Annotated in this window: 16 protein-coding genes; all 16 read right to left on the bottom strand. The window is 43.4% G+C overall.

Annotated features, from left to right (window positions below; all coding sequences use genetic code 11):
• Positions 1 to 62 precede the first annotated feature (62 nt).
• On the bottom strand, positions 63 to 392 hold the full coding sequence (gene nuoK, locus KXQ82_RS12360) for an NADH-quinone oxidoreductase subunit NuoK (RefSeq protein WP_219488686.1): 330 nt from the start codon (positions 390 to 392) through the stop codon (positions 63 to 65).
• A 2-nt stretch (positions 393 to 394) separates the two neighbouring features.
• Positions 395 to 895, bottom strand: coding sequence for an NADH-quinone oxidoreductase subunit J family protein (locus KXQ82_RS12355; protein WP_219488685.1), 501 nt, complete (start codon positions 893 to 895; stop codon positions 395 to 397).
• Between the two features lie 59 nt (positions 896 to 954).
• Entirely contained in the window at positions 955 to 1,452 is a 498-nt protein-coding gene (locus tag KXQ82_RS12350; protein ID WP_219488684.1) for a NuoI/complex I 23 kDa subunit family protein, read from the bottom strand.
• A 6-nt stretch (positions 1,453 to 1,458) separates the two neighbouring features.
• Positions 1,459 to 2,508 (bottom strand): NADH-quinone oxidoreductase subunit NuoH, encoded by a 1,050-nt coding sequence (gene nuoH / locus KXQ82_RS12345; protein WP_219488683.1) that lies wholly within the window; start codon positions 2,506 to 2,508, stop codon positions 1,459 to 1,461.
• A complete protein-coding gene (locus KXQ82_RS12340; RefSeq protein ID WP_219488682.1) occupies positions 2,509 to 3,507 on the bottom strand; it encodes an NADH-quinone oxidoreductase subunit G in 999 nt (332 codons plus the stop codon).
• Between the two features lie 122 nt (positions 3,508 to 3,629).
• A complete protein-coding gene (gene nuoF / locus KXQ82_RS12335) occupies positions 3,630 to 4,997 on the bottom strand; it encodes an NADH-quinone oxidoreductase subunit NuoF (RefSeq protein ID WP_219488681.1) in 1,368 nt (455 codons plus the stop codon).
• A gap of 7 nt (positions 4,998 to 5,004) precedes the next feature.
• On the bottom strand, positions 5,005 to 5,532 hold the full coding sequence (locus KXQ82_RS12330) for an NADH-quinone oxidoreductase subunit NuoE family protein (RefSeq protein WP_219488680.1): 528 nt from the start codon (positions 5,530 to 5,532) through the stop codon (positions 5,005 to 5,007).
• Positions 5,525 to 6,736, bottom strand: a complete 1,212-nt coding sequence (locus KXQ82_RS12325; RefSeq protein WP_219488679.1) for an NADH-quinone oxidoreductase subunit D — start codon at positions 6,734 to 6,736, stop codon at positions 5,525 to 5,527. The genes KXQ82_RS12330 and KXQ82_RS12325 overlap by 8 nt, the downstream gene beginning before the upstream one ends.
• 2 nt (positions 6,737 to 6,738) lie before the next feature.
• Positions 6,739 to 7,236, bottom strand: coding sequence for an NADH-quinone oxidoreductase subunit C (locus KXQ82_RS12320; RefSeq protein WP_219488678.1), 498 nt, complete (start codon positions 7,234 to 7,236; stop codon positions 6,739 to 6,741).
• 2 nt (positions 7,237 to 7,238) lie between these two features.
• Positions 7,239 to 7,781 carry an NADH-quinone oxidoreductase subunit B gene (locus KXQ82_RS12315; protein ID WP_219488677.1) on the bottom strand — a complete coding sequence of 181 codons (543 nt, stop codon included), beginning with the start codon at positions 7,779 to 7,781 and terminating at the stop codon, positions 7,239 to 7,241.
• 110 nt (positions 7,782 to 7,891) lie between these two features.
• Positions 7,892 to 8,263 (bottom strand): NADH-quinone oxidoreductase subunit A, encoded by a 372-nt coding sequence (locus KXQ82_RS12310; protein ID WP_219488676.1) that lies wholly within the window; start codon positions 8,261 to 8,263, stop codon positions 7,892 to 7,894.
• A gap of 76 nt (positions 8,264 to 8,339) precedes the next feature.
• Positions 8,340 to 10,079 carry a tetratricopeptide repeat protein gene (locus KXQ82_RS12305; RefSeq protein WP_219488675.1) on the bottom strand — a complete coding sequence of 580 codons (1,740 nt, stop codon included), beginning with the start codon at positions 10,077 to 10,079 and terminating at the stop codon, positions 8,340 to 8,342.
• Positions 10,080 to 10,102: 23 nt separating this feature from the next.
• The gene (locus KXQ82_RS12300) at positions 10,103 to 11,017 is read right to left on the bottom strand and encodes a PstS family phosphate ABC transporter substrate-binding protein (protein WP_219488674.1); all 915 of its coding nucleotides are present in this window, start codon (positions 11,015 to 11,017) and stop codon (positions 10,103 to 10,105) included.
• Positions 11,007 to 11,234 carry a hypothetical protein gene (locus KXQ82_RS12295; protein ID WP_219488673.1) on the bottom strand — a complete coding sequence of 76 codons (228 nt, stop codon included), beginning with the start codon at positions 11,232 to 11,234 and terminating at the stop codon, positions 11,007 to 11,009. Before KXQ82_RS12295 ends, KXQ82_RS12300 begins: the two co-directional genes overlap by 11 nt.
• 6 nt (positions 11,235 to 11,240) lie before the next feature.
• A complete protein-coding gene (locus KXQ82_RS12290) occupies positions 11,241 to 12,068 on the bottom strand; it encodes an energy transducer TonB (protein ID WP_219488672.1) in 828 nt (275 codons plus the stop codon).
• A 52-nt stretch (positions 12,069 to 12,120) separates the two neighbouring features.
• Positions 12,121 to 12,657, bottom strand: a complete 537-nt coding sequence (locus KXQ82_RS12285; RefSeq protein ID WP_219488671.1) for an ExbD/TolR family protein — start codon at positions 12,655 to 12,657, stop codon at positions 12,121 to 12,123.

Here is a 12,657-nt window from a genome sequence, read left to right as displayed (position 1 = left end):
TATATTCTTTTGAACCTTTCGGCTCGTCTTGATTCTTGCCTCTTAATTCTTGATTCTATTCTTTACCACTTCAGCCTGTTCAGTACGTTAATATCCAACGAATTGGTATTGCGGTACACCATTACAATGATGGCCAAGCCAACCGCTACTTCGGCAGCAGCCAAAGCCATAATGAAAAACACGAACACCTGACCAGTAGCATCTCCGCGGTAAGCAGAGAATACGGTAAGCAACAGGTTAACCGAGTTCAGCATCAGCTCAACCGACATGAAAATTACGATAGCGTTCCTGCGGGTCAATACACCAATTACACCTATCGAAAATATGATAGCGCACAGAATGATGTAATGGTTCAGCGGAACTACTTTTATACCGTTTAATAAACTTTCCATAATTAAGCTTTAACTGGTTTATCTTTAGTTGCCAATAAAACCGCGCCCACCATTGCCGAAAACAGCAATAGCGACGATACCTCGAAAGGCAATAAAAACTGGCCAAACAATATTTTACCGAGGTTTTTTACCAAACCCAGATCTGCTTGCTTTAAAATTACCGGGTCCGATTTGCCTAAGGCCTTAACTGCGGCTACAATAACTACCAGCAAACAGGCGCCACCGATTATCCCCGCAAATTTTACAAGACTTGATTTTACCGGCTCGGTATCCTTGTTGAGGTTAAGCAACATGATAACGAACAGGAAAAGCACCATAATGGCCCCCATATAAACAATAAAGTTTACGATGGCCAAAAACTGTGCGTTCAGTAAAACGTAGTGGATGGTAAATGTGAAAAACGTTAATATCAGGTACAATACGCTATGAACCGGGTTTTTCGAAAAGATAACCAGCAGTGCAAACAGTATGGATAAAAACGCGATAAAGTAAAATAAATTCATCTTTATAATTACAAAATACCTATGCCCGGTTAAACGACGGGCAAAGGTATAAAACTTCCTTATTGATTTAGTGGCTCCTCCACTAATTTGTCCTTACCATAAATAAAATCCTTCCTCAAATAATTTGATGGAACGATGTCGCCGTCAAGATAAATCGCTTCTTTCGGGCAGGCCTCTTCGCATAATCCGCAGAAAATGCAACGCAGCATGTTGATCTCATAAACGGCAGCGTATTTTTCTTCGCGGTATAAATGCTCTTCGTCGTGCTGACGCTCAGCAGCTATCATGGTAATGGCTTCTGCCGGACATGATAACGCGCACAAACCACAGGCCGTGCAACGTTCGCGGCCTTCTTCATCGCGCTTAAGCGAGTGCATGCCACGGAAATTTTCGCTAAATTCACGTTTTTGCTCCGGGTAACGAATAGTTACGCTTTTGCGGAAAAAGTGTTTACCTGTTATTCTTAAACCACTCAATATGGCAGGCAAATACGCACGCTCCAAAAAGTTAAGTGGTTTTGATTCTATTAATTTACGTTTACCGGATAATGATTCCATATATGCCTATTTTAAAAACGTACTTACTAAACCTGTTAAAACAATGTTGGCAATAGCCAACGGGATGAGGATCTTCCAACCCAAATCCATCAACTGATCATAACGGAAACGCGGGATTGTCCAGCGCACCCACATGAAGAAGAAAATGAACAATACAATTTTGAGGAATAATACACCTACGCCAAACAGCGGGCCCCAGGTTCCACCCAAAGCGTTGTTCACCGCATCCATATACGGGTAGTTGTAACCACCAAAATATAAGGTTGCCATTACTGCCGATGATACGAACATGTTGATATACTCGGCAAACAGGTAAAAACCTAATTTCATTGATGAGTACTCGGTATGGTAACCCCCTACAAGTTCGGTCTCACACTCAGGTAAGTCGAACGGTGTACGATTGGTCTCCGCGAAAGCACAAACCATAAACAGTATAAAGCCTACAGGCTGTTTAAAAAAGTTCCAGGTAAAATAACCGTGTGCCCAAAAGCCGTGTTGTTGCTCAGTAATTTCGCGCAAGCTTAAGGTTCCGGTGATCATCAATAAGGCGATGATGGATAAACCCATTGCTATCTCATAACTGATATTTTGTGATGCCGCACGTATTGCGCCAAGCAATGAGTATTTATTGTTTGATGCCCAGCCGCCTATCATTACGCCATAAACACCTAACGAAACTACTCCGAAAAGGTACAATACGCCAACGTTAATATCGGTAACCTGCAGGTCAATTAGATTTGAACCTATTACGATCTGTTGCCCCCAAGGAATAACCGCGGTGCCAATACAGGCAGTAAGAATTGCTAATGACGGGCCAACAATGAAGAGTAAACCACTCGCCCTTGTGGGGATGATCTCTTCTTTCATAAACATTTTGGCACCATCGGCTAAAGGCTGCAATATCCCCAGCGGACCGGCGCGGTTAGGACCAACCCTGTCTTGGAAAAAGGCTGCTACCTTACGCTCGGCATAGGTGGAGTACATGGCCACCACCAGGCTGATGCCGAATATGATGGCAACCAATATAAATTTCTCTATTACTAAACTTAATTCCATTTATAAGCGTGTTGTACGTTCAAACTGTTCTTTATTTGCCTCAACCAACAGCGGGTTTGTTTTAACCACCGGCAGTGGGTGCAAAGTTTCGTAATGATTTGAGCTGATCACCGAATGATTTGATATCTGGCGCGGGCCTTCAATTACCCAATCGGCTGTTTTCTTTTTATCAAAACGGCAGGTGTTGCAAATAAATTCTTCAACCTCACCATAAACATCTTTGCGGGCGGTAACGCGTATCACATCCTCGCCTTTGTACCAAAGGGTTACTTTACCGTTACACTTTTCGTGATCGCAATCGCGGTGGGCATCAACTGGTTTAGTAAACCATACACGGTTTTTAAAGCGGAAGGTTTTATCGGTTAAGGCGCCTACAGGGCATACATCAATTACGTTTCCGGAGAAATCGTTATCAACGGCAGCTTTAATGTAGGTCGATATTTCTGAGTGGTCTCCACGGTTTAAAATGCCATGTATACGGTGGTCGGTAATCTGGTCGGCAGTAAATACACAACGATAGCACAGTATGCAACGCGTCATGTGTAGTTGTATCTTATCGCCAATATCTATTTTGTGGAAAGTACGGCGGTCAAACTCGTAACGGGTTTTGGCCAGGCCGTGTTCGTAACCCAGATCTTGTAAGTGACATTCGCCTGCCTGGTCGCAAACAGGGCAATCCAGCGGGTGGTTTATCAGTAACATCTCCACAATACCTTTACGCGCCTCGATCACTTCGGGCGAGGTAATGTTTTGCACTTCCATACCATCCATCACACCGGTACGGCATGATGCGATGAGCTTTGGCATAGGGCGCGGGTCTTTTTCGGATCCTTTGCTTACTTTAACCAAACAGGTGCGGCATTTACCGCCACTACCTTCCAACTTGGAATAATAGCACATTGCAGGCGGAACTATATCGCCACCTATCTGCCTCGCGGCATTCAGGATGGTTGTTCCTTCCGGTACTTCAATGCTTATTCCGTCTATTGTAACCTTCATTTTAAGTCAAAATTATATCTTCCATCTCGTCATTGCGAGGCACGAAGCAATCCTAAACTATGTATTAACGCCTACCTATCAATCGAGGATTGCTTCGTTCCTCGCAATGACGGTCTTGTTTGTTAGCCCGCTGCCGGAGCAGGTTCTAACACCGGCAACGGATCAGCGTAATGAGCTAAACCATAGTTCCTGCTTGTAGCTTCTGCTCCATTGGTCACGTGCCATTCAAATTCATCACGGAAGTGACGAATAGCGCTGGCCACAGGCCATGCTGCCGCGTCACCCAACGGACAAATGGTATTACCTTCTATCTTTTTCGATACATCAACCAACAGGTCCATATCGCTTAATTTACCGTGGCCATATTCCAAACGGTGCAATACTTTTTCCATCCAGCCTGTACCTTCACGACAAGGCGAACATTGTCCGCAGCTTTCGTGGTGGTAAAAGCGGGTAAAGTTCCAGGTGTTGCGCACAATACACTGGTCCTCATCAAAAGCGATAAAGCCCCCTGAGCCCATCATAGTACCTGTAGCAAACCCACCATCGGATAATGACTCGTAGCTCATTAACCGCGGTTGGTTATTTACTGTTTTCAGAATGAGGTTAGCCGGTAAAATTGGTACTGATGAACCACCTGCAACAACCGCTTTCAAACGCTTGCCGTTAGGGATACCACCGCAATATTCGTCGGAGTAGATAAAGTCTTCTACTGATACACCTAATTCAATTTCGTAAATGCCGGGTTTATTGATGTTACCCGATGCAGATATCAGCTTGGTACCTGTACTGCGGCCAATACCTATTTTAGCGTACTCATCGCCACCATCGCGAATGATGGGTACGATAGCCGCAATAGATTCCACATTGTTTACCACGGTAGGGCAACCCCATAAACCCGCGATAGCCGGAAATGGAGGTTTGATGCGCGGGTTACCACGCTTGCCTTCCAGCGATTCAATCAGCGCGGTTTCTTCGCCGCAAATGTAGGCGCCGCCGCCGGGTTGTACGTAAAGTTCAAGGTCGTAACCCGAGCCTAATATGTTTTTACCTAAAAATCCTTTTGCTTTTGCTTCCGCGATGGCTTTCTCCAAAATGCGGATCTGTGGCATCATTTCGCCACGTACGTAGATGTAAGATACATTCGCACCTAAAGCATAGCTACCGATGATCATTCCCTCTATCAATAAGTGAGGGATGTATGTCATTAAATAACGGTCTTTAAACGTTCCCGGCTCAGATTCATCAGCGTTGCATACTAAGTAACGTGCTTTGCCTTCGGGCTTAGCCAAAAAGCTCCACTTCATCCCGGTAGGGAAACCCGCGCCACCACGGCCACGCAGGCCTGATTTCTTCACCTCCTCAACAATATCGTCGGTTGACATTTTGAGGGCTTTGGCAACAGCATCATAGCCACCTTTTGAGCGGTAAACATCAAAAGTTTCGATGCCCGGTACGTTTATATGTTCTAAAAGTAATTTGCGTCCCATTGTGCTATCAGTTTTTTGCTTGAGCTGTTAAGTCCGCCACCAGCTTATCAACAGAGGCCGGCGTTAAGTTTTCGTAAAAAGTATATTCGGGGCCAATTTGCAATACCGGGGCAAAGCCGCAGGCAGCAAGGCACTCCACACCGCGCCAGCTAAACAAGCCGTCGGGAGTAACGTCACCTTCTTTTACACCCAGCTTTTGCTCAATGTATTTCATTATATCTTCGGCACCGTTAAGGCAGCAAGGGCCGGTGCGGCAAACCTCTAAAAAGTATTTGCCTTGTGGCTTCATTAAATACATGGTATAAAATGTAGCCACTTCATATACTTCAACAGGTTGTATGTTGAGGTAGGCAGCAACTTTATCCATTGCAGGAGCGCTTACCCAGCCAAATTCGGCCTGTACCAAGTGTAATATAGGCAGCAAACCTGCTTTTTGTTTTCCTTCCGGATAACGGCTTACTACATCGTCAAATTTGGCAATGAGTGCGGCCGAAAACTCTACCGGGGTTTGTATGGTGTCTTCAACTCTAAGCATCTAATTCTCCGGCTATAACGTTTAAACTACTCATGTTAATAATCGCGTCAGAAAGTACCATGCCGCGGCTCATTGGCGCGTACATCTGGTAATTGATAAAACTTGGCCTGCGGAAATGCAAACGGTATGGCGAGCGGCCACCATCGTTAACCAAGTAAAAACCAAGCTCGCCGTTAGCACCTTCAACCGAATGATATACTTCGGTTTTTGGGGTATCAATCTCGCCCATCACAATTTTAAAGTGATAGATCAAAGCTTCCATGTTATTGTAAACTTCCTCTTTTGGAGGCAGGTAAAACTCAGGTACAGGGGCATGGAATATTGTCGGGTCTTCTTTCGATATCTTGTCCATCGCTTGCTCAATCATGCGCAGGCTCTGCCACATTTCTTCGTTACGCACCAAAAAGCGGTTGTAAACATCGCCATTGGTACCAACGGGTACTTCAAAATCAAAATCCTGGTATGAGCTGTAAGGCTCTTGCGCACGCACGTCATAGTCAACACCGGTAGCACGTAGTATCGGGCCGCTCCAGCTATAGCTTAACGCGGTTTCTGCAGTTACAGGGGCAACGTCTTTGGTACGGTCAACAAATATCCGGTTACGATTAAACAATGCTTCAAACTCTTTCAACACTGCCGGGAACTTATCCAGCAATACCCTTATCTTATCAAAAGCAATATGATTAAAGTTACGTTCAAAACCGCCAATGCGACCAATGTTTGTGGTCAAGCGTGAGCCGCAGATCTCTTCATAAATTTCGTAGATGTGCTCGCGCCATTGCATCATATATAAAAAGCCGGTGAAAGCGCCGGTATCTACACCTAACACACCATTACACACAATGTGATCGGCAATACGGGCAAGCTCCATTACAATAACGCGCATATAGTCTACGCGTTTTGGCATTTCTATTTTCAGCATTTTCTCAACCGTCATGTGCCAGCCCATGTTGTTGATGGGTGATGAGCAGTAGTTTAAACGGTCGGTAAGTGGTGTTATCTGGTAAAATGGCCTGTGTTCGGCAATTTTTTCAAAAGCACGGTGAATATAACCTATGGTAGATACGCCGCTTACTATACGCTCGCCATCCAACTGCAGCACATTCTGGAACACGCCATGCGTGGCAGGGTGCGTTGGCCCGAGGTTGAGCGTTGAAAGCTCATTTTGCGGATCGTTATCTGATATTAGAAGGTGATTATGCATTTTTATCTTCCAAAGAAATAATCTTTTTTATCAATACGGTTAGGGTCCTCCAAAGGATATTCTTTCCTCATCGGGAAGGCTGTCATATCATCAACATTTAAAATACGGCGCAGATCGGGGTGGCCATCGAATATGATCCCAAAGAAATCGTACGTTTCGCGTTCCATCCAGTTGGCGCCTTCCCATATCTCGCTCGCTGTCGGGATGTGTACATCATCGGCAGTTAAAAATACTTTGATGCGGATACGGATACCACCTGCCAGGTTATGAACATGGTAAATAACCCCGAAAGGCTTTTCCAACTCAGGGTAATGAATAGCGGTAATATCGGTAAGGTGGATAAAGTTTTGCTCGACTTTCAAAAAGCTCAATATGCTGATGATGCTCTCGCGGGTTGTTTCGATGGTGAGCAAACCGTAAGGGTCGCCCAGTTGGCTTATCTTATCGCCAAATTTTGCAACCAATGTTTGAAGCAATTCTTCGTTAGATATTTTGCCCATTATTATAGGATTCCGTATTTAGCTAATAATTCCTGGTATTTAGGATCCTCGCGACGGCGACCTGATTCTGTTTGTACCAGTTTTTGAATGTTTATAAAACCATCAATAATGGCTTCGGGGCGTGGCGGGCATCCTGGAACGTAAACGTCAACGGGGATGATCTCGTCAATACCCTGCAAAACTGAATAGGTATCAAATATGCCACCGCTTGATGCACATGCACCCACAGCCATTACCCAACGGGGTTCGGCCATTTGCAGGTAAACCTGGCGTAAAACGGGCGCCATCTTCTTTGCAATCGTTCCCATAACCATCAAAAGATCGGCCTGGCGTGGCGAAAAACTAAGACGCTCGGCACCAAAGCGGGAAAGATCATAGTGCGAACCCATGGTTGCCATAAACTCAATACCGCAGCATGATGTTGCGAATGGCAATGGCCATAATGAGTATGAACGTGCCAAACCCACGGCTTCATCAAGCCTGGTGGCAAAAAATCCCGATCCTTCAACACCCGGTGGGGCTTCAACAATTTGAATATCACTCATAACTCAAAATATAAAAACTCATCCCTTACAGGATGAGTACAAAATTAGCATATTATCGTTTCAACAGTGTCAAAAAAACACTAAGTGAGGGTATTTGGAATCAATCTAAATTAGTCCCAATCTAATGCACCCTTTTTCAGGATATATATAAAGCCAAGTAGCAATGTTCCCATAAAAATGAACATCTCGATCATTCCCTGTGTACCAAGGTCTTTAAAATTAACAGCCCATGGGTACATAAAAATAACCTCCACATCAAACAATACAAACAGTATAGCTACCAGGAAGTATTTGATGGAGATGGGAGTACGCGCGTTACCAATAACCTCGATACCCGATTCAAAAGTACTCAGTTTATCAGCGGTAACACGTTTAGGCCCAATTTTGTGGGTAACAAACATGGTTGTAATAACAAAACCCAATGCCACCAACATCTGGAAAATGATAGGGAGATAATTAACCGGTAAACTTGTTGATTCCATGCGGCAAATATAGTGTGAAGACGTTAAATAAAAAAGGCATCAGTTAGTTAACTGATGCCTTTTAAAAATGCTGTAATTATTTGCCTTTACCAGCCGCACCGCCCTTACGGGTAAAGTAGGCCTGCACCGACTTGTTGGTTGGGTCGAGGTCCTTGGCCTTTGTCCAGTTCTCTAATGCTTTTGCATCATCTTTGCCAACAAACTCATAGTAATATCCTAAATACGCGTAAGCGTTAAATAATGATTTTTTAGTTTTATCATCGGTAGGGTTGGTTGGTGCAACCAGGCCTATGTATTGCTCATAATAAGGCTTGGCATAACCTTTATAGTTATTGGCCCTATCGGTTTCACGGGCATCGGCAACCATGGCGCGATATTGCACAATACCCGCATTTGCCGGTTTACCACCTGCTGTAATTTTAGCGTTTACATATCCAAACGCGGTATCGGCTTTTGATAGTAAGCTGGTATCGGCCTTAATATGAGTTTTGGCTTCGGCATCTTCCTGGTTACCATAGGCAAGGTAATAGCTATAGCCCATTGAAATATAATCGCTCAATAAAATACCATTTCTGCTTTTATGTATGTAAGCATCGTAAGCTTTAGCTGCATCCAGGTATTTACCTTTACCGTAATATGCTTTTGCTATCTCGCCGTATAAAGCAGCCTGTGTACTATCTTGTGCAACAACATTTTGCAAAGTAACAATACCTAATGAATCCTGACCTGATTTCATTTGTAAACGGCCCAGGTACAGGTAGTCTTGTGGTATGATACGTTTTGGATCAGCTTCTTTTAACCATTTATTAATGGCGGTTAAACCTGCAGCATAATTCCCGTTCTCATAAGCAGAATAACCCAAATAACGGTAAACACGCAGGTTTGAGCCTTCTGTTTTAGCCATATCATTAGTTTCAGCTTCCAATGTTTTATAATCGTGGGCCGATATCAAAAAGTCGGCATAACGCAGGCGAGATTCTATAGACCTATCGGTAAGGTCAAGGTATTTTTTGTAATGCTCAACGGCTTCTTTGTCTTTAGCTATCGCATTCTTTTTATCGGCATTAGCCTGCAAGTAGTTGGTTTCTGCCCATTCGCGGTAAGCAGGCCCAAAGCTTGGGTCTTTAGCCAGTGCAGCCTGGAAATTCACAATAGCATCATCAAAGTTATTGGCATTTTTAACCAATACACCCAGGTTAACCAATATTTTAGGGCTATTTGGATCAAGACCTTGTGCCGAAGTATAATTGATATATGCCTGGCTGCTATTACCTTGAGCGCGGTAGGCATCGCCTATTGCAACAAAATAATCAGGATCCTTAGCGCCAAATACTTTTGCCTTATCCAAAACAGCTAAAGCCGAAAGCGGATCGGGAGCTACCTGTGGTTTTACTTCGCCAGGTTTAACATAATCATAAGCTTTAGCTACGTATATATATGGCTTTGCATCTTTACCGGCCATAAGCATGGCTTTCTCAAAGTTGGCTTTAGCCGATGGCAGATTTTTCTCCAAACGATCAACTGTTCCTAAACCTACATAGTTTAATGCCGATTTTGGATTGATGGCAATACCTTTATTGAATACTATACGTGCAGAATCAGTATAATCCTGATCAATATATGCTAAGCCCAGGTAAAAGAAGTTTTCATCTTTTGTGGGCTGAGTAACCGTCAGGTTTTTCAACATGCTTTTCGCTTTCTGATATTGTTCGGCATCCAGCGCTTTTTTTGCATCTGCCAGGCTTTGAGCAAAGCTCGCCGTGCCTGCTAAACTAAGGCCAAGTGCAACAATAGCTGCTTTATTTACTAATTTCATGGTTCACTATTATATTAAAAAATTTATTTACCCATTATTACTTCCCGTGGCGGTATTGAATCAGGCAAAATTCCCGATCGTAAAATAATACGCTGCCCCCTTTCACTTGCTAAAAATGCCGCAAACCCTGTGCCTAAACCGGTGCGCCCCGTACTGTTAATTATATATAAAGGCCTGATAAGCGGATATTGTTTTAGAGCCAGTGTTGTTTGCGATGGTTTAAAGCAAGTTTTGGTATCTTCTTTATATGACTCATTGCTGACACCAACAATTTTAACTTTTCCAACCAGGTCGGCGTATGATTTGTCGGGATCATTCAGCCAGGTAAAGCTTACAAAGCCTATCGCATCCTTATGTTCACTCACGTACTTAATCACTTCAACGTTTGATTTAAGGGCGTAAATGTTTTTTTGCTGAAGGGTTTGGTTGCCCGAAAACTCCTTCAAATATCTTGTTATGCTTGAGTTAGGATTATCAAAAACAATATTTCTGTCTGTTTTTGTCTGACCATTAAGCATTTTTTTTATTTCGCCTGCCGAAGTGATGGTATCTGCTGATTCTTTGTTTACAATCAGGGTAACGGCATCGTATGCAAATAAATTTATTTCGGCAGTGAGGGTTTTGCTTTTCAGCAATTTTTGCTCATCGGGCCTTAAGTTGCGGGCCAAAATAGCAATACGAATACTGTCGGTTAAAAATAGGTTTAAGGCATTGCGTTCTGATGTATTGATAAACTGAGGTTTTGCCTTGTTATACAAAGCCTTAAAAACGTAGGCTTCTTCATCAACAATTGGAGCGAACGATTCATCAACAACAAACCTGGTTGTACCTTCTATAAAGCCGTCTGTACCTTTGTCTTGCCGGGCGGGGGCATCACAGCCAAAGCCTAAAGCCAGTACTAATAAAAACGACAATATGTAAAAGCCTTTATTTTTCATTGGTATCTTTTCTTAGCAATCGCGGAAAACGCAACAAAGCGTAAATGATCATTACTCCGCCAAATAACTGCCTTGTAGTTTTTGGCATGTCCAAAGGCATCCCATTCCAAAAAATAAGTACAAGGCCCAAAATGGCTAATGAGCCAAATACCAACAATCCTAAAATAAGCAGAAACCGCCTTTTGAGCGATTTCTGCTTTTCTTGATTACTTAGCATCAATTTTTACTGATCTCCCAGGCTAAAGTTAACCGGGATAGTGTATTGTACACGCACCGGTTTTCCGTTTTGGATACCCGGTTTCCATTTAGGTGCTAATTTAAGAACACGGGTTGCCTCGTCTCCTAAACCATTACCTGGTTCGCGCATAACTTTAATATCTGTTAAACTACCGTCCTTTTCAACAACGAACTGTAAAATAACTCTTCCCTGCGTACCGGCTTCTTTTGCCGCATTAGGGTACTTAATTTTGTTACCCAGGAAGTCATAAAACTTCTGCATACCTCCTGCCGGTTCAGGCTCAACCTCAACCGCGGTAAATATCTGGTTTCCATCGCCTTCAGTTACTGCCTGAACATCGGCATTACCTACCGGCTCATCAACACGTATCTGTGCATTCGGATCACCTTTTTGTTCCTTCGGACCCGGATCTGCTACCTCTAATTGCTTATCAGTTGGCGGATCTTTTTCGCGTACCTCGTTATCGGGTTTTACAACCGGAGGAGGGAAACGAACCTGGTCAACCTTGGGTTTCGGAGGCTCCTTTGGTGGCGGCGGTGGTGGTTTAGTTTGATCAATTGGTGGCGGTGGCAAAAGTACCACATCGGTAACTTTTACCTTTTCATCCCTTTTCGGAATGAATCCCATAACAACGTTATAAATGGTCGGGCTGGCCAGTACGATAACAAACGATGCCACAGCAATAATGAGCGCCTTATTGGTATTTTTAGGGTTCTCTTTGCGCAGTTCGTAAGCTCCGTAAGCCTGGTTACGACCTTTAAACACGACGTTAAGCCATTCGGGATTGAAAATATCTATTTTGTCTCCAAACATTTTTTTTTGGCTTTACTATTTATTTAACAGTTAATTATCTCTTTTGTTGTAATTAATACAACCCGTTCTTTTTTAAGTCTTCCACTTCTATAGGCATAATATCAACAACAGCGTGGATATCGATACCTGTAATGTTCAACTCATCAAGCGCTGCAACAAAGTTAGCGTAGTTTGATTTATCGCTCGGTTTAATCAAAACAATCATCGGCTGTCCGCCATGTTCTGCTTTAACTTTATTACCATTTTCTATAAGGGCTTTGCGTAAACCGTCTTTACCAAAATTATCAATTGTTGGTGTCGATTTTCCGGGTAAACCCATATACCACTCAATTTTGTCGTGGCTACCTAAAAGAATGGTCATCGTTCTTGATTCAGCTACTGCCAGCTCATCTTTCTTTTGATCATCTTTATCGGGCATAACCATATCCATCGCTTTTGATTTGGATAAGGTTGTAGTTAGCATAAAGAAGGTGATAAGCAAGAAAGCCAAATCAACCATCGCGGTTAGATCCACGCGGGTTGACGCTTTTTTCGAGCGAACCTTGCCACCTTTATGCTTACCCCCGCCGGAGGTGTCTAATTCTGCCAT

Origin of the sequence: Mucilaginibacter rivuli (assembly GCF_019391655.1) — a bacterium.
Classification (GTDB): Bacteria; Bacteroidota; Bacteroidia; order Sphingobacteriales; family Sphingobacteriaceae; genus Mucilaginibacter; species Mucilaginibacter rivuli.
This window is presented reverse-complemented; position numbering and strand designations above follow the sequence as displayed.